The following is a 17,288-nucleotide window of genomic DNA, read 5'->3' on the forward strand; positions in this document are numbered from 1 at the left end:
ATCCCCCGCCCCTTTTCGCTGCCCGCGCGCCCCCGGCGGGGTGTCCGGCCCGACAGGGTGTCTGGCCTGGGGGTGAGGGCTGGACGCGGCGTCCATTGAAGGGAGCGGGCCCGGGCGGGCATCCTGCGGGCATGCCACCGACCGCGCCCCGCGCCAGCAGCCCGTTCCCCCGCCGCAGCCTGCTGCGCGCCCTCGGCGGCGGCGCCGCGCTGGCGGCGCTGGCCGGCTGCGGGGTCCCCGCGGCGTACGTCGAGCCGGGCGAACGCTCCGGGCGCGACCGCTCGGCCGCCGACAAGTCCCTGACCTTCGCCAACTGGCCGCTGTACATAGACGTCGACGACGACGACGCCTCCCGCCGGCCCACCCTGGACGCCTTCACCAAAACCACCGGGATCTCCGTCACCTACACCGAGGAGATCAACGACAACGACGAGTTCTTCGGGAAGATCAGCCCCGCGCTGATGAACCACCAGGAGACCGGCCGCGACCTGATGGTCATCAGCGACTGGATGGCCGCGCGCTTCGTCCGGCTCGGCTGGGTGCAGGAGATGGACCGCGCCAAGCAGCCCAACGTCACCCGCCACCTCGACCCCCAGCTGCGCACACCGGCCTTCGACAACGGCCGTCTGCACAGCGTCCCGTGGCAGTCCGGGATCACCGGCATCGCGTACAACCGCAAGAAGCTCGGCCGCGAGCTGAAGCAGGTCAGCGACCTGTGGGACCCGCGCCTGGCCGGCAAGGTGACCCTCTTCTCCGGCCTCGACGAGTCGTTCGCGCTCCTGATGCAGGGCAACGGCGTGGACATCACCCGCTGGAACGCGGACGACTTCCACCGCATGTGCGACCAGGTGGAGAAGCAGGTCGCCCGGCGGCAGATCCGCCGCTTCACCGGCAACGACTACACCAGCGACCTCAACAAGGGCGACGTCCTGGCCTGCCAGGCCTACAGCGGGGACGTCTTCCAGCTCCAGGCCGACAACCCCGACATCGAGTTCGTGGTGCCCGAGGAGGGCGCGGAGCTGTGGGCGGAGTCGCTGCTGATCCCCAACCTGGCCCGCCACAAGGCAAACGCCGAGGCCCTGATCGACTACTACTACGACCCCCAGGTGGCCGCCGAACTGGCCGCCTCGGTCAACTACGTCTGCCCCGTCCCCGCGGCCCGCGAGGTGCTGGCCTCCTCGAAGAACAAGGACGAGGCCGAACTCGCCGAAAACCCCCTGATCTTCCCCGACACCACGATGCGCGGCCGCCTGGCGATCGCCCGGGACATCACGTCGGAGGAGCGGGTGGGGTTCGCCAAGCGGTGGAATGGGATTGTGGGGTTGTAGGGGGTTGGGGGGGCTTGGGTGCCAGGTGGCCCTTGGGCGGGGTGGGTTGATGCCCGGTGCGCAGGGGGATCGGCGAGTTCGGCCGCCCCGTCCGCGGCCGAGCGGCGAATGTGTCCGTAGCGGGGACCGGCCTGGCCCCGGAGGTCTACCGTTTGCCCCCTGGTGCTCAGGGGGCGAGGGTGCGGATGGCGTCGTTGCGCGGGTGCATGACCTCATCTCGTCCGCCTCTGCGGTGACGGACCTCCAGCTCTACTTCGGCACCGGGAGTCGGAGCGATGCGCGCGCCTACGACGGGAGCCGCTTCGAGCATCTCGCCGGGGGAGGGGATCGCCCGGCCGTCGCGGACACGGTGACCGCCGATGATCTGGTGGCGCTACAGACCCTGTCGGTCAGGATCCCGGCGCGGACGGCGCTCGACCTTCTGGAAGGCGACCTCGGTGTCCAGTTGACCGGGCTGCTCGGTCGGGTGCCGCGTGACGTCGACATGGTCGACGCCGATACCGCCGACCTGAGCGACGGATCGCCGGCTCATACCGTTGACGGGCAACCCCCGCGCGCTACCAGCTCCTTGTTCGTTTTGAACGCGTTCAATGGGGGCGTACGCTGCGGGTATGAGCGAGCGAAGCGCCCTGGTGCGCCGTATCCGCGTGTGGGTTGTCGTGTTCGTCGTGTGTCTCGTGTTGAGCGGGCTCACGGCCTTCCCTCTGGTGCACGAGCTGCGCTGGACGCAGTCCCTGTTGCGCGCGACCCCGCTGGGCGACTGGTTGCCGGGGTTGAGTGCCTGGATCGACCGGGTGCGGGGCGGGCTCGACTCCGCCGATGCCGACTACCCGTTCCTGCTCTACGGGACCGACTGGCTGGCCTTCGCCCACCTCGTCATCGCCGTGGCCTTCTACGGGGTCCTGCGTGATCCCGTCCGCAACATCTGGGTCGTCGAGTTCGCGATGATCGCGTGCGCCGGGGTCATTCCGCTCGCGCTGATCTGCGGGCCCGTCAGGGGGATCCCCCTGTGGTGGTCGGTGATCGACATGTCCTTCGGGGTGGTTGGTGTGATTCCGCTGGCTGTCGTGCGGCGCAAGATCAAGGTGTTGGAGGGGATGGGTGACGGGTGGGTGACGGGTGCGGCTGAGGTGGTTGGGGTGCCTGGTGCTCTGGGGAGCGGGGCCTGAACTCCGCGGCGGGCGGGCATCGGCTCCGGGCGGGCGGGGCCTGGGTTCCGGGCGGGCGAAGCCTGGTTCCGGGCGGGCCTGGTGTCCAGGGGGGTCAGCTCCTGGCCAGTGCGCCCAGCAGGGTGTCCAGGCGGTTGGTGGTGATCGCGTCCACGCCGTGGGCGACGAGGCGGCGCTGGGTGCGGGCCGTGTCCGCGGTCCACGCCGAGACCAGCAGGCCCTCCCGGTGCACCTGCTCCACCAGCTGTGAACTCAGCAGGCCGAAGCGGTAGTTGAGCCAGCGCGGCTTCAGGGCCTCGACCAGGGAGGGGCGTGGCAGGCCGGGCTTCGTCCAGTTCAGGGCGATCTCGGCGGCCGGGTCGGCCGCGCGCAGGCGCAGCGCGTTGACCGGGCCCGCGCAGTAGTACACCCGCTCGACGGCCCCGCACTCGCGGACCGTGGTCACCATCGCGCGGACCGCCCTCTCGTCGGCGCCGGGCAGGTCGACCAGCACCCGGTGCGCGCCTGCCGCGATCAGGGCCTGGCGCAGCGTGGGGACCCCGCCCCCGGTCACCTCGCGGACCTCCTCGTACGGCAGCTCCGCGATCGGCCGGTCGAAGTCCCACAGCCGTTTCAGCGTCTCGTCGTGCAGCAGCACCGGCACGCCGTCGCGGGTCGTGCGAACGTCGATCTCGACCGCGTCCGCGCCCCGCTCCCAGGCCGAGGCGATGGAGGGGAGCGTGTTCTCGCGGACGCGGTACGGGTCGCCGCGGTGGGCCACGGCTGTCACGGTGCGCATGGGGTCATTGTGCTGAGCACAGGAAGGGGCGGCCAGCCGGGCGGACGGTCCGAGCGGGAAGCCCCCTCCGGGCGGGGAAGCCCCCCCCGGGCGGGGGTGCGTGATGCAGGAGGGGTCGGGTGATGCGGGCGACCGGGGTGCGGGCCGACCGGCCGGGGGCACGGGCCGCCCGGGCGCGGGCTCCGGGTCTGCACGTCCGTCAGCGGATGGCTCACCCCGCCGCGGGCTCGTCAGGGGCGACCATCCCGCGGGCCCCCGGGACGCGGGCTCCCGGGGCGCGGGCCCCCGGGCCCGGGTGGACGTCAGCGGGTGGTCCACCCCGCCGTGTAGGCGTCGATCTCCTCCGCCAGCTTCGCCTTGCCCGCCGGGTCCAGGAACGACGCCTCCACCGCGTTCTTGGCGAGGTCCGCCACGCCCCGTTCGTCCAGGTCGAGGAGGCGGGCCGCCACCGCGTACTCGTTGTTCAGGTCGCTGCCGAACATCGGCGGGTCGTCGCTGTTGATGGTGACCAGGACGCCCGCCGCCACCATCTCCTTGACCGGGTGCCGGTCCAGGTCGGGCACCACGCGGGTGGCCAGGTTGGACGTCGGGCAGACCTCCAGGGCGATCCGGTGGTCGGCGAGGTGCTTGAGGAGCGCCGGGTCCTGGGTGGCGCTGGTGCCGTGGCCGATGCGTTCGGCGCGCAGCTCGGTCAGGGCGTCCCAGATGGACTGCGGCCCGGTCGACTCGCCCGAGTGCGGCACCGAGTGCAGCCCCGCGGCGATCGCCCGGTCGAAGTAGGGCTTGAACTGCGGGCGCGGCACCCCGATCTCCGGGCCGCCCAGGCCGAAGGAGACCAGGCCCTCGGGGCGCACCCCGTCCTCGGTGGCGAGCCGGGCCGTCTCGGCCGCCGCCTCCAGACCCGCCTCGCCCGGGATGTCGAAGCACCAGCGCAGCACCGTGCCGAACTCCGCCTCGGCCGCCTTGCGCGCGTCCTCGATCGCCTCCATGAAGGCCCGCTCGTCGATGCCCCGGCGGGTGGAGGAGAAGGGGGTGATGGTCAGCTCGGCGTAACGGATGTTCTGCCGGGCCATGTCGCGGGCCACCTCGTAGGTGAGCAGCCGCACGTCCTCCGGGGTGCGGATCAGGTCCACCACCGAGAGGTAGACCTCGATGAAGTGCGCGAAGTCCGTGAACGTGAAGTAGTCCGCGAGCGCCTCGGGGTCGGTCGGCACCTTCGAATCCGCGTGGCGCGCGGCGAGTTCGGCCACGATGCGGGGCGAGGCGGAGCCGACGTGGTGCACGTGCAGCTCGGCCTTGGGCAGCCCCGCGATGAAGGGGTGCAGGTCGGTCATGGGGTCCTCCATGGGTCTGCCGCGAGGAGCCTCGCGCGGGTCGGCGTCCTAGGTTCCGCGAGGCTCCTCGCGCGGTCTGCGTCCTGCGGGCCCGCGAAGCTCATCGCTCGGCCGGCGTCGTACGGCCTTGGACGGTCGGGGATCATGGTAGGCCGGGCGGACCCGCCCGGAAGCCGGGGCCGTAGCATGACGGAACCACGATGGGGGAGGCCCATGTCAGACAACACCCAGCAGCCGTCGGGAGGCCAGGAGCCCCGCGACCCCTGGGCTCCGCCGGAGCGCAAGGTCCCGCTGGACAAGCCGCAGGCCCAGGACCGGCCGCCGGTCCACGACCAGCCGACGGTGATAGCCATGCCGGGAACGCCCGGCACCCCGCCCCAGCAAGCTCCCGCCACCCCGCCCCAGGGCCCCTACCAGGGCGCCCCCGCACAGGGCGGCCACCCCGGCTACCCCGGCGGCCCCGGACAGCAGGCCCCCGGAACGCCCGGGCAGGCTCCCGCCGGCTTCGGCGCACCGACGCCGCCCGCCCCCGGCCAGGCCGCCCCCGGCAGCTACGGCTACCCCGCCTACCCGCAGCCCGCCCAGGGCTACCCGCAGTACCCGGGCCAGCAGCAGCCCGGCTACGGCTACCCGGGCTGGGCCGGTGCGACCGCCCCGCAGAACGGCTTCGGCACCGCCGGGATGGTGCTCGGCATCATCGCCTGCGCCAGCCTGTTCTGCACCTGGGGTGTGTCCGGCATCGTGCTCGGCATCCTGGCGCTGATCTTCGGTCTGCTCGGCAAGGGCCGCGTCGGCCGTGGTGAGGCCAACAACCGGGGCCAGGCCCTGGCGGGCATCATCATGGGCGCCATCGGCATCGTGCTCGGCGTCGTGTTCCTGGTGGTGATGATCGTGCTCGTGGCCAACGCGTCCTCGCACTCCAGCACCGACTACGACGACTACGCCACCTTCCTCTCCCTGGCCGCCTCGGCCCGCTGAGGAACGCCCCGGGCGCGGGGCGGCGAGACGGGCCGGCTCCCGGCACGGCCCCGCCCCGCGCAACGGCCCCGCACAGCAAAGCCCCCCGCCCCGCGCAACGGCCCCGCCCCGCGCAGCGGCCCCGCACAGCAAGGCCCCCGCCCCGCACAGCAGGCCCCGGCCCCGCGCTATCCGCGCCGCAGCCGGTTTCGGGCCTCCGTCAGGGCGAAGCCCAGCAGGTTCAGGCCGCGCCAGCGCTCGGGATCATCGGCCTCGGGCGCGTCCGCCGCCAGGCCGATGCCCCAGATCCGGTCCAGCGGGCTCGCCTCGACCAGGACCCGGGCGCCGGTGCCCAGCAGATACGCCCGCAGCGCCTCGTCCTGACCGAACTTGTGCAGGCTGCCGGCCAGGACCGTGCCGTACCGCTCCCGGCGCCACACCGCCTCGTCGAAGCCCCGCACCAGCCGGCCGGCCTTCTTCGCGAGGGCCGGGTTCGCCGCCGTGAGCGCCGCGCGCTCCGCCTCCGCGTCCCCGAAGAGCCGGGCCTTCGACGCCATCATCCAGTGCTCCGCCGTCGCGTAGACGACGCCCTCCACCGTGAACGGCGAGGGCCACCACTGGCTGAAGCAGCTGGGCCCGAGCGCGCCGTCCGCCCTCGGGCGGTGCCCCCAGAAGTGCAGATACTTGACCCGCTCACCCTTTTTGACCTGCGCGATCAGCGCGTCCAGCGGCGCGCGGTCCCCCGTGTTCCCACTCATGCACGCGAGTCTGGCAGGCGCCACTGACAGTCCGTCGGGCCATGACGGCCCCGACGCGACACATGGTCGACAGATTCCGTCGCGTAACCAAAAGGCAACAACGGAATCACTTGTTGGCCAGATGTACCTCTGTCAGGATCGGCACTCAAATCGAGCTGAAGCTACGAAGAACGTGGGCGACATGGACACCGACACCGGCCAAGGCAACCGCACTCAAGCACCGGACCGCTTCCCCGCGCAGGACCGCTTCGCGGCCGGCGCCCAGTACATCGGGGGGCGGCTGCGCCCCGGCACCTCGGGGCGCAGGTACGAGGTCGTCGACCCGGCGACGGGAACGCCGGTCTACGCCTACGAGCTCGCGGGCCCCGCCGATGTCGACGCCGCCGTGGCCGCCGCCAAGGACGCCTTCCCCGGCTGGTCGGGGGCCACCCCCGGCGAGCGCTCCGCCGCCCTGCACCGGCTCGCCGAGGTGCTCGCCGAGCGGGCCGAGGAGTTCGCGCAGGCCGAGTCGCTCCAGTGCGGCAAGCCGATCAAGCTGAGCCGTGAGTTCGACGTGCCCGGCACCATCGACAACACCGCGTTCTTCGCGGGCGCCGCCCGGCACCTGGAGGGCAGGTCGGCCGGCGAGTACGAGGGCGACCACACCTCCTACGTACGCCGGGAGCCGATCGGCGTCATCGGCTCCATCGCCCCCTGGAACTACCCGCTCCAGATGGCCGCCTGGAAGATCCTGCCGGCCGTCGCCGCGGGCAACACCATCGTCCTCAAGCCCGCCGAGAACACCCCGCTGACCTCCCTCCTGTTCGCGCAGGCGGCCAAGGATGCGGGCATTCCGGACGGCGTCATCAACATCGTCAGCGGCGCCGGGAAGGACGCGGGCGAGCACCTGGTGGGCCACGAGGACGTCATGATGACCTCCTTCACCGGCTCGACGGCCGTCGGCAAGCGCGTCGCCGAGATCGCCACCCGGACCGTCAAGCGCCTCCACCTGGAACTCGGCGGCAAGGCCCCCTTCGTCGTCTTCGACGACGCGGATCTGGAGGCCGCCGTGCACGGCGCGGTCGCCGCCTCCCTCATCAACACCGGCCAGGACTGCACCGCCGCCACCCGGGCCTACGTCCAGCGCCCGCTGTACGACGCCTTCGTCGAGCAGGTCGCCGCCCTCATGGAGAGCGTCCGCCTCGGCGACCCCTTCCGCGAGGACACCGACCTCGGCCCCCTCATCTCGCACGCGCACCGCGACCGGGTCGCCGCGTTCGTCGACCGGGCCCGCGGCTACGCCCGGATCGTCACCGGCGGCGAGAGCCCCGAGGGCGACGGCGCCTACTACCGGCCGACCCTCATCGTGGACGCCGCCCAGGACAGCGAGGCGGTCCAGGCCGAGATCTTCGGCCCGGTCCTGGTGGCGCTGCCCTTCGACACCGACGACGAGGGCATCGCGCTCGCCAACGACACCCCCTACGGACTCGCCGCCTCCGCCTGGAGCCGCGACGTGTACCGCACCGGGCGGGCCACCCGCGAGATCAAGGCGGGCTGTGTGTGGATCAACGACCACATCCCGATCCTCAGCGAGATGCCGCACGGCGGCTACAAGGCGAGCGGCTGCGGAAAGGACATGTCGGCGTATTCCTTCGAGGAGTACACGCAGGTCAAGCATGTGATGTACGACAACACCGCGGTCGCGAGGAAGGACTGGCACCGCACGATCTTCGGGGACCGATAGCAGAGGCGGCCCGACCGGCCACCGAACCCACCCGAAAGGGCACACAGCGCATGGAGCAGTACGAGTCCGGCTTCCCTCCAGCTCCCGACTCCGGCCGGGCGGGCCAGGACGCCCTCGCCCCGGCCCAACTGGCCGCCATCCGGCGCAGCCTGACCAACGGACGGGGCGCCCTGACCCGCCGTTCACTGCTGCGCGCCTCCGGCGCCGGCGCGCTCGCCGTCGGCGGCCTCGCCACCCTGAGCGCCTGCGGGATCCCGGCCGCCACCAAGGAGAACGGCGCCGGGCCGTCCAACACGGACCACTCCGCCCGGGAGAAGGAGGTCAACTTCTCCAACTGGACGCAGTACATGGACATCAGCGACGACAAGAAGCACCACCCGACGCTGGACGAGTTCACCCGCCGCACCGGCATCCAGGTCAAGTACACCGAGGACATCAACGACAACGTCGAGTTCTTCGGCAAGATCAAGCCGCAGCTCGCCGGGGGCCAGGACACCGGGCGCGACCTCATGGTGCTCACCGACTGGCTGGCCGCCCGGCTCATCCGGCTCGGCTGGGCGCAGCAGCTGGACCCCGCCCATCTGCCGCACGCCTACGCCAATCTGGCGCCCCAGTTCCGGATGCCCGACTGGGACCCGGGCCGCGCCTACTCCTATCCCTGGACCGGCATCCCCACCGTCATCGCCTACAACTCCAAGGCGACCGGCGGCAGGAAGGTCGACTCGATCACCCAGCTGCTCGACGACCCGAGCCTCAAGGGCCGCGTCGGCTTCCTGTCCGAGATGCGCGACACCGTCGGCATGACCCTGCTCGACCTCGGCAAGGACCCGGCCACCTTCACCGACGCCGACTTCGACGCGGCCATCGGACGGCTCCAGAAGGGCGTCGACTCGAAGCAGATCCGCCGCTTCACCGGCAACGACTACACCGGCGACCTGGTGAAGGGCGACCTCGCGGCCTGTGTGGCCTGGGGCGGCGACGTGACCCAGCTGCGCGCCGACAACCCGGACATCAAGTACGCCATTCCGGCGGCCGGTTACATGACGTCCAGCGACAACCTGCTCGTCCCCGCGAAGGCCCGGCACCAGAGCAACGCGGAGAAGCTCATCGACTACTACTACGAGCTTCCGGTGGCCGCCAAGCTCGCCGCGTTCATCAACTACCAGTGCCCGGTCGACGGGGTGCGCGACGAACTCGCCAAGATCGACTCGGCGCTCGCGGAGAACGAACTGATCCTGCCCGACCGGGCGCTGGCCGCGAAGTCCCACTCCTTCCGCTCGCTCAGCGAGGCCGAGGAGACGGCGTACGAGCAGAAGTTCTCCAAGCTCATCGGGGCGTGAGCGCTCCGCTTCGGGGCCGTGGTCGTTCGGGTGCCGACCGTGCTCGCTCCCCGCGCCCCCGGGGGCGCCGGACCTCAGCACCCCCACAGGCGTCAGCCCTCCCCTCCTTCCTCCCGACTCTCCCCTGGGACCCCACCCATGACTGACAGCACCGCCGGCGGCGACGTTCGCCTGACCGGGATCAGCAAGACGTACGGCTCCTTCACCGCCGTGCATCCGCTCGAACTGACCGTCCCCGAGGGCTCGTTCTTCGCCCTGCTCGGCGCGTCCGGCTGCGGCAAGACCACCACGCTGCGCATGATCGCCGGCCTGGAGGAGCCCAGCACCGGCACGGTCCTCCTCGGCGACCGGGACGTCACCGATCTGCCCCCGTACAAGCGCCCGGTGAACACGGTCTTCCAGTCCTACGCCCTGTTCCCGCACCTCGACGTGACGGAGAACATCGCCTTCGGGCTGCGCCGGCGCGGCATCAAGTCGGTGAAGAAGCAGGTCGGCGAGATGCTGGAGCTCGTCCAGCTCGGTGACTTCGCGACCCGCAAGCCGCACCAGCTCTCCGGCGGACAGCAGCAGCGCGTGGCGGTCGCCCGCGCGCTCATCAACCACCCCCAGGTGCTGCTCCTGGACGAGCCGCTCGGCGCCCTCGACCTGAAACTGCGCCGTCAGATGCAGCTGGAGCTCAAGCGCATCCAGACCGAGGTCGGCATCACCTTCGTGCACGTCACCCACGACCAGGAGGAGGCCATGACGATGGCCGACACGGTCGCGGTGATGAACGGCGGGCGGGTCGAACAGCTCGGCGCCCCGGCCGAGTTGTACGAGAACCCGCGGACCACGTTCGTGGCGAACTTCCTCGGCACCTCCAACCTCATCGAGGCCGAGGTCGTCGAACGGAGCGGCGAGGACCTGGTGGTCAGCGCGGGCGGCGCCAAGCTGCGCCTGCCCGGCGGGCGATGTTCGGCCCCCACGGGCAGCGGCGGCAAGCTGCTGGTCGGCGTGCGCCCCGAGAAGATCTCGCTGGCCCACCGCGACGAGGAGGGCGCGATCGCGGACGGCCGCAACCGCGTCACCGGCCGCATCGTCGACTCGTCCTTCATCGGCGTCTCCACCCAGTACCTGATCGACTCCCCGGCCGGCAAGGGCCTCGCGGTGTACGAGCAGAACGTCGACCGGCGCGCGGGGCTCCTCCCGGGCGCCGAGGTGGTCCTGCACTGGAACCCGGCGCACACCTTCGGGCTCGACGCGGCCCAGGCGATCGACGCGGGCGTGGAGAAGGTCGAGGACGCCGCGTGAGCACCCTGGCCGAGGCACCCGCGCCACCCACCGCGCGCAAGCCCTCCACCCGCAAGCGGCTCGTGCCGTACTGGCTGCTGCTGCCCGGCATCCTCTGGCTGATCGTGTTCTTCGCGCTGCCGATGGTGTACCAGGCCTCCACCTCCGTACAGACCGGCTCGCTCGAAAAGGGCTTCCAGGTCACCTGGCACTTCCAGACGTACTGGGACGCCTTCGAGGAGTACTACCCGCAGTTCATCCGCTCCCTGCTCTACGCGGGGACCGCGACCCTGCTGTGCCTGCTGCTCGGTTATCCGCTGGCCTATCTGATCGCCTTCAAGGCGGGCCGCTGGCGCAACCTGGTCCTGGTCCTCGTGATCGCGCCGTTCTTCACCAGCTTCCTGATCCGCACCCTGGCCTGGAAGACGATCCTGGCCGACGGCGGTCCCGTGGTGCACGCGCTCGGCACCCTGCACGTCCTCGACGTCACCAGCTGGCTCGGCTGGACCGAGGGCAACCGGGTCCTGGCCACCCCGATGGCCGTGGTGTGCGGCCTGACCTACAACTTCCTGCCCTTCATGATCCTGCCGCTCTACACGTCCCTGGAACGCATCGACTCCCGGCTCCACGAGGCGGCCGGCGACCTGTACGCGACCCCGGCCACCACCTTCCGCAAGGTGACCTTCCCGCTGTCGATGCCGGGCGTGGTCTCCGGCACCCTGCTCACCTTCATTCCGGCCAGCGGTGACTACGTGAACGCCGAACTGCTCGGCTCCACCGACCAGAAGATGGTCGGCAACGTCATCCAGTCCCAGTTCCTGCGGGTCCTGGACTATCCGACGGCCGCCGCCCTCTCCTTCATCCTGATGGCGATCGTGCTGGTCATGGTCACCGTCTACATCCGCCGAGCCGGGACGGAGGACTTGGTCTGATGAGTCCCATGCCCATCCTCAAGTGGCTGCGCCGCAACCTCGTGGTGATCGCGGGGCTCGCGACGCTCGCGTATCTGATCCTGCCCAACGTCGTCGTGATGGTGTTCTCGTTCAACAAGCCGAACGGGCGCTTCAACTACTCCTGGACGCGCTTCTCGACCGACGCCTGGCAGGACCCGTGCGGCGTCGCCGACATGTGCGGCTCGCTCTCGCTCTCGCTCCAGATCGCCCTGTGGGCCACGATCGGCGCGACCGTGCTCGGCACGATGATCGCCTTCGCCCTGGTCCGCTACCGCTTCCGGGCGCGCGGCGCGATCAACTCGCTGATCTTCCTGCCGATGGCGATGCCCGAGGTCGTGATGGCCGCCTCGCTGCTCACGCTCTTCCTCAACATGGGGGCGCGGCTCGGCTTCTGGACGATCCTCATCGCCCACATCATGTTCTGCCTCAGCTTCGTCGTCACCGCCGTCAAGGCGCGGGTGATGTCCATGGACCCGAGGCTCGAAGAGGCCGCGCGCGATCTCTACGCCGGGCCCGTCCAGACGTTCCTGCGGGTGACGCTGCCGATCGCCTCGCCCGGCATCGCGGCGGGCGCGCTGCTCGCCTTCGCGCTCTCCTTCGACGACTTCATCATCACCAACTTCAACGCGGGCTCCACTGTGACCTTCCCCATGTTCGTGTGGGGCTCGGCGCAGCGCGGCACACCCGTGCAGATCAACGTCATCGGGACGGCCATGTTCGTCATGGCCGTCGTGGTGGTCACCGCCGGACAATTCCTTGCGAACCGGCGCAAGAACAGCGCGAAAGCGTAACCGTACGCAGTTCCTGAGGGAGTTGGAAATCATGGCCGTGACCCGAGCCATGAAGAGCGCGGCACGACAGTCCCTGGCCGGCGCGAAGCCCGTCCCGTTCTGGCTGGAGGACCCCGGCCGCCCCGAGGCGCTGCCCGCCCTCACCGGCGACGAGCGGTGCGACCTGCTCGTCGTCGGCGGCGGCTACAGCGGTCTGTGGACCGCGCTCATCGCCAAGGAGCGCGAGCCCGGACGTGACGTCGTCCTCATCGAGGGCAAGGAGATCGGCTGGGCCGCCTCCGGCCGCAACGGCGGTTTCTGCGCCGCCTCCCTCACCCACGGCCTCGGCAACGGCCTGGCCCGCTGGCCGGACGAACTGGCCAGGCTCGAAGAGCTGGGCGCGGCCAACCTCGACGCCATCGGCGCGGCCGTGGCCCGCTACGGCATCGACTGCGACTTCGAGCGCACCGGCGAGATCGACGTGGCCACCGAACCCCACCAGCTCGACGAGCTGCACGAGATGTACGAGGAGGCGACGAAGCTCGGCTTCGGCGGGCTCGAACTGCTCGACGAGGAGCAGCTGCGCGCCCAGGTGGACTCGCCCACCTTCCTCGGCGGGCTCTGGGACCGCGACGGCGTCGCCATGCTGCACCCCGCCAAGCTCGCCTGGGGCCTCAAGCGGGCCTGCGCCGGGCTCGGCGTACGGATCTACGAGCACACCCCGGGCCTCTCGCTGACCCGGGTCGGCACCGGGATGGGGGTGCGCACCCCGTACGGCAGGGTGCGCGCCGAACACGTGGCGCTCGGCACCAATGTGTTCCCCTCGCTGGTCAAGCGGCTGCGTCCGTACACGGTCCCGGTGTACGACTACGCCCTGATGACCGAGCCCCTGGACGCGGCGCAGCTCGCGGCGATCGGCTGGCAGGGGCGCCAGGGGCTCGGGGACGCGGCCAACCAGTTCCACTACTTCCGGCTCTCGGCCGACAACCGGATCCTGTGGGGCGGCTACGACGCGATCTATCCGTACGGCGGGAAGGTGCGCAGCGAGTACGACGACCGGCCCGAGACCTACGCCAAGCTCGCCGAGCAGTTCTTCCACTGCTTCCCGCAGCTGGAGGGGCTGGGCTTCAGCCACGCCTGGGGCGGTGCGATCGACACCTGTTCGCGCTTCTCGGCGTTCTTCGGCACCGCCCACGGCGGCCGGGTCGCCTACGCCGCCGGGTACACCGGTCTCGGGGTCGGGGCGACGCGCTTCGGCGCCGATGTGATGCTCGACCTCCTCGCGGGCGAGCGCACCGAACGCACCGAGCTGGAGATGGTGCGCACCAAGCCGCTGCCGTTCCCGCCGGAGCCGGTGGCCTGGGCCGGGATCGGGATCACCAAGTGGTCCCTCGCGCGGGCCGACGAGCGCGGTGGCCGGCGCAATCTGTGGCTCAGGGCCATGGACCGGGTGGGTCTGGGCTTCGACAGCTGAGGCCGCGGAAGCGGCCGGTACCGCCTGCTTGATCACTCTGTGCGCCCCTGGTCACGCCGGGGGCGCACTCCTTTGGATCATGTGTGACCCGGCTCACCACCGATGGGTGGCCGAAGTCGCGTCATAGCCGGGCCCGGGGCCCCTCTCTCCTGTGGACGCACTGGCTGTGCCCAGTGGAGTGGGACGGGAACGGAGGACGGCAATGACTGCCTCGGGGTCGAAGACCGCGGTGGAATGGCTGGTGTCGGTGGCGCCGGATCCCGACGCCTGCCGGTGGGAGTGGGAGCGCAGCCCCCATGGGGTGGCGCTGCTCCCGGCCGGCCGGCGCTGGGACGTACTGATCGTGCCGGGCGGGCTCGGGCGGCACGCGCTCGACGTGCTGAGCCGTCTCGTGGATCGCCCCGGGCCCGTGCTCGCGGACGCCGGCGACGCGCGGATGGGCTTCTTCGTGCCGCCGGGCACCGCGGCGCGCTGGCTCGGCACGGGCGTGCGCGGGGCCGGCCGCGGCAGCTGGATCGTGGTCCCCCATCCGGGCCGGGCGGCCGGCGGGGTGCGCTGGCTCGTGGTGCCCGACGGCTCGGGCACCCTCACCGACCCCGCGCTCCTGGATCTGGCGCTGCACGAGGGCGCGGCCCGCATCGCGCGCGACGGCGAGCGGCGGGGAAACCAGGACAGGCGGGGCAAGGGGGACTGACCGGCGGCCGCTGTCTGCCAGAGGTCTTGACAACCCGATTGGTCTGGACCATGTTGTGCGCACTTCGTGTCTCAATACCCCCTTGCCGGGAGGCAGTTGTGGACCGCACCAGACGTCCGGCCCTACGGTCATCGCTCTGTGCCACCTTGATGACGGCCGCCCTCGCCGCGGCCGGGCTCTTCGCCGTCGCGCCCTCGGCGCGGGCCGCCGACACCGAACTCATGACCAACGGCGGCTTCGAATCCGGGCTCAGCGGCTGGAGCTGCACCGCGGGCAGCGGCGCCGCCGTCTCCTCGCCGGTGCACAGCGGAAGCGGCGCGCTGCGGGCCACTCCGGCCGGCAGCGACAACGCCCAGTGCTCCCGGAGCGTGACCGTGCAGCCCAACTCCACGTACACGCTCAGCAGTTGGGTGCAGGGCAGCTACGTCTACCTCGGCGCGTCCGGCACCGGCACCACCGATGTGTCCACCTGGACGCAGAACGCACCCTCCTGGCAGCAGCTGAAGACCACCTTCAAGACCGGCGCGAGCACCACATCGGTGACGGTCTACACGCACGGCTGGTACGGCACGCCCGCCTACACCGCCGACGACGTGAGCCTCCTCGGACCCGGCGGCGCACCCGCCCAGACACCCGCCGCGCCCACCGGGCTCACCGCCTCGGGAGCCACCTCCTCCAGCATCGGCCTGAGTTGGTCCCCGGTCAGCGGCGCCACCGGCTACACCGTGTACCGCGACGGCGCCAAGTCGGCCTCGGTGAGCGGGACTTCGGCCACCGTGAGCGCCCTCGCGCCCAGCACCTCGTACGCCTTCCAGGTCACCGCGACCAACGCCGCGGGGGAGTCACCGAAGTCGGCCACCGTGACCGCGGCCACCACGGCGGGCGGCGGGACCCCGCCGCCCTCGGGCCACGCCCTGGTCGGCTATCTCCACGCCTCCTTCGCCAACGGCGCCGGCTACACGCGCATGGCGGACGTCCCCGACTCCTGGGACATCATCGACCTCGCCTTCGGCGAACCGACGTCGGTGACCTCCGGCGACATCCGCTTCACGCCGTGCCCGGTCAGCGAGTGCCCCACCGCCGAGCCGGTCGCCGACTTCAAGGCGGCCATCAGGGCCAAGCAGGCCGCGGGCAAGAAGGTGCTGATCTCCATCGGCGGTCAGAACGGCCAGGTGCAGCTCACCACGACCGCCGCCCGCGACACCTTCGTGGCCTCCGTCTCGAAGATCATCGACGAGTACGGCCTGGACGGCCTCGACGTCGACTTCGAGGGCCACTCGCTGACCCTGAACACCGGCGACACCGACTTCAGGAACCCGACGACTCCCGTCGTCGTCAACCTCATCGACGCCCTGAAGACCCTCAAGGCCAAGTACGGCGCGAAGTTCGTCCTCACCATGGCCCCGGAGACGTTCTACGTGCAGATGGGCTACCAGTACTACGGCTCCGGCCCCTGGGGCGGGCAGGACCCGCGCTGCGGCGACTACCTGCCGGTGATCTACGCACTGCGCGACGCGCTCACCCTGCTGCACGTCCAGGACTACAACTCGGGCTCGATCATGGGCCTGGACAACCAGTACCACTCGATGGGCGGCGCGGACTTCCACATCGCCATGACCGACATGCTGCTCACCGGCTTCCCGGTCGCCGGCGACACCAGCAGGATGTTCCCCGCCCTGCGTCCCGACCAGTTCGCCATCGGCCTGCCCGCCTCCACCCAGGCCGGCAACGGCTGGACCAGTCCGGCCGAGGTCACCAAGACCCTGGACTGCCTCACGAAGAAGGTGAACTGCGGCTCCTACCAGACCCACGGGAGCTGGCCGGGGCTGCGCGGCCTGATGACCTGGTCCATCAACTGGGACCGGTTCAACGGCGGGGAGTTCTCGAAGAACTTCGACGCATACCCGTGGAGCTGAGCACCAGGAGCGCCCCGCACAGGCAGCAGCTGGCCAGCACGTCCAGGGGCCAGTGATAGCCGTGCAGCACCAGACCGATGCCCGTCGCCGCGGTGAGCACCCCCGCGGCGGCGGGCATCAGCCAGCGGCGGCGTACCAGGGGGGCCAGCACGAGGGCCGCCCCGCCGTAGGCCACCATCGCGGTCGCGGTGTGGCCCGACGGGAAGTAGCCGGTGGCCGGGTCGAACGGGCCGGGCCGGGCGGTCCACTCCTTGAGCGGTACGACGAGCAGCGGCACGAGCACCATGGTCGCCGCGGCGATGGCGGCCCGCCGGCGCAGTCCGCGCCACAGGGCGTATCCGATCGCGAGGGCGAGAACCGGCAGGGCCACCGGCATGCTGCCGAGGTCCGCCAGGGCTTCGGCGAGCCAGGAGGGGCCGTGGCCGGTCAGCGGGCGGTCGACGCGCTCGTCCAGACGGCGCAGCGGGCCGCCGGATGCGACCTGCCAGGTGATGACCGCGAACACGCCGAGCAGCGTGGCGAAGAGGAAAGCCGGCCGCCCCGGAACAGGGGGGGAGGTTCCGGGGCGGCCGCCTTGACCGGTGTACCGCTCGCCCCGGGGGGTGTGGGGCGGTCGGCCGTCCGATCGGTGAGGAGTTCCGGAGCCGGAGGCTCCAGTGGTGTGCGCGAGGGCACGACCAGGGCAAGGCTGGGGAAGCTCGGCCCTGGAATCACCCGCAGTCCCCTGCGGGCGAGGTGTTTCTCTCATCTGCAGAAACCGTACGGCAGAGAGCGGGGGACCGACAGCCGGAACTCCATCCCGCCATGGGCCCCCCACACCTTCTT

General features: G+C 71.3%; 15 protein-coding genes and 1 pseudogene. 12 read left to right on the top strand and 4 right to left on the bottom strand.

Features of this window, described 5'->3' with window-relative positions; translation table 11 throughout:
* The first annotated feature begins 131 nt into the window (after positions 1-131).
* The 3 genes and pseudogenes from ACGF3I_RS20645 (at position 132) to ACGF3I_RS20655 (ending at position 2,497) form a co-directional block, all read left to right on the top strand.
* Positions 132-1,328, top strand: a complete 1,197-nt coding sequence (locus ACGF3I_RS20645) for a spermidine/putrescine ABC transporter substrate-binding protein (RefSeq protein WP_393134005.1) — start codon at positions 132-134, stop codon at positions 1,326-1,328.
* A 49-nt stretch (positions 1,329-1,377) separates the two neighbouring features.
* A pseudogene (locus ACGF3I_RS20650) lies at positions 1,378-1,803 on the top strand (DUF6308 family protein); the annotation flags it as partial.
* Between the two features lie 136 nt (positions 1,804-1,939).
* Positions 1,940-2,497: a hypothetical protein gene (locus ACGF3I_RS20655; protein ID WP_393134007.1), complete on the top strand. Its 558-nt coding sequence runs from the start codon at positions 1,940-1,942 to the stop codon at positions 2,495-2,497.
* 94 nt (positions 2,498-2,591) lie between these two features.
* Here the strand turns inward: ACGF3I_RS20655 and ACGF3I_RS20660 are convergent, their stop codons facing one another.
* The gene (locus ACGF3I_RS20660) at positions 2,592-3,275 is read right to left on the bottom strand and encodes a glycerophosphodiester phosphodiesterase (RefSeq protein ID WP_393134009.1); all 684 of its coding nucleotides are present in this window, start codon (positions 3,273-3,275) and stop codon (positions 2,592-2,594) included.
* A 302-nt stretch (positions 3,276-3,577) separates the two neighbouring features.
* Positions 3,578-4,609, bottom strand: coding sequence for an adenosine deaminase (locus ACGF3I_RS20665; protein WP_393134011.1), 1,032 nt, complete (start codon positions 4,607-4,609; stop codon positions 3,578-3,580).
* Between the two features lie 213 nt (positions 4,610-4,822).
* Between ACGF3I_RS20665 and ACGF3I_RS20670 the strand changes: the two genes are divergently transcribed.
* On the top strand, positions 4,823-5,587 hold the full coding sequence (locus ACGF3I_RS20670) for a hypothetical protein (protein ID WP_393134013.1): 765 nt from the start codon (positions 4,823-4,825) through the stop codon (positions 5,585-5,587).
* A 167-nt stretch (positions 5,588-5,754) separates the two neighbouring features.
* On the opposite strand, the gene ACGF3I_RS20675 is transcribed toward ACGF3I_RS20670, so the two are convergent.
* Positions 5,755-6,324, bottom strand: coding sequence for an NADAR family protein (locus ACGF3I_RS20675; protein ID WP_393134015.1), 570 nt, complete (start codon positions 6,322-6,324; stop codon positions 5,755-5,757).
* A 181-nt stretch (positions 6,325-6,505) separates the two neighbouring features.
* Here ACGF3I_RS20675 and ACGF3I_RS20680 point away from each other — a divergent pair, with 181 nt between their 5' ends.
* The 8 genes from ACGF3I_RS20680 (at position 6,506) to ACGF3I_RS20715 (ending at position 16,463) form a co-directional block, all read left to right on the top strand.
* Positions 6,506-8,047: a gamma-aminobutyraldehyde dehydrogenase gene (locus tag ACGF3I_RS20680; RefSeq protein ID WP_393134017.1), complete on the top strand. Its 1,542-nt coding sequence runs from the start codon at positions 6,506-6,508 to the stop codon at positions 8,045-8,047.
* Positions 8,048-8,097: 50 nt separating this feature from the next.
* Positions 8,098-9,387, top strand: a complete 1,290-nt coding sequence (locus ACGF3I_RS20685) for a spermidine/putrescine ABC transporter substrate-binding protein (protein WP_393134019.1) — start codon at positions 8,098-8,100, stop codon at positions 9,385-9,387.
* A gap of 138 nt (positions 9,388-9,525) precedes the next feature.
* Positions 9,526-10,677 (top strand): ABC transporter ATP-binding protein, encoded by a 1,152-nt coding sequence (locus ACGF3I_RS20690; protein ID WP_393134021.1) that lies wholly within the window; start codon positions 9,526-9,528, stop codon positions 10,675-10,677.
* The gene (locus ACGF3I_RS20695) at positions 10,674-11,588 is read left to right on the top strand and encodes an ABC transporter permease (protein ID WP_393134023.1); all 915 of its coding nucleotides are present in this window, start codon (positions 10,674-10,676) and stop codon (positions 11,586-11,588) included. The genes ACGF3I_RS20690 and ACGF3I_RS20695 overlap by 4 nt, the downstream gene beginning before the upstream one ends.
* Positions 11,589-11,596: 8 nt before the next feature.
* Positions 11,597-12,400, top strand: coding sequence for an ABC transporter permease (locus ACGF3I_RS20700; RefSeq protein WP_393134025.1), 804 nt, complete (start codon positions 11,597-11,599; stop codon positions 12,398-12,400).
* Positions 12,401-12,431: 31 nt separating this feature from the next.
* Positions 12,432-13,853 carry an NAD(P)/FAD-dependent oxidoreductase gene (locus ACGF3I_RS20705; RefSeq protein ID WP_393134027.1) on the top strand — a complete coding sequence of 474 codons (1,422 nt, stop codon included), beginning with the start codon at positions 12,432-12,434 and terminating at the stop codon, positions 13,851-13,853.
* A gap of 202 nt (positions 13,854-14,055) precedes the next feature.
* On the top strand, positions 14,056-14,547 hold the full coding sequence (locus ACGF3I_RS20710; protein ID WP_393134029.1) for a hypothetical protein: 492 nt from the start codon (positions 14,056-14,058) through the stop codon (positions 14,545-14,547).
* Between the two features lie 149 nt (positions 14,548-14,696).
* Positions 14,697-16,463 (top strand): chitinase, encoded by a 1,767-nt coding sequence (locus tag ACGF3I_RS20715; RefSeq protein WP_393134031.1) that lies wholly within the window; start codon positions 14,697-14,699, stop codon positions 16,461-16,463.
* On the opposite strand, the gene ACGF3I_RS20720 is transcribed toward ACGF3I_RS20715, so the two are convergent.
* Positions 16,414-17,211 (bottom strand): phosphatase PAP2 family protein, encoded by a 798-nt coding sequence (locus ACGF3I_RS20720; protein WP_393134033.1) that lies wholly within the window; start codon positions 17,209-17,211, stop codon positions 16,414-16,416. The genes ACGF3I_RS20715 and ACGF3I_RS20720 overlap by 50 nt on opposite strands.
* Positions 17,212-17,288 lie beyond the last annotated feature (77 nt).

It is taken from the genome of Streptomyces sp. NPDC048111 (assembly GCF_043202815.1).
GTDB lineage: Bacteria > Actinomycetota > Actinomycetes > Streptomycetales > Streptomycetaceae > Streptomyces.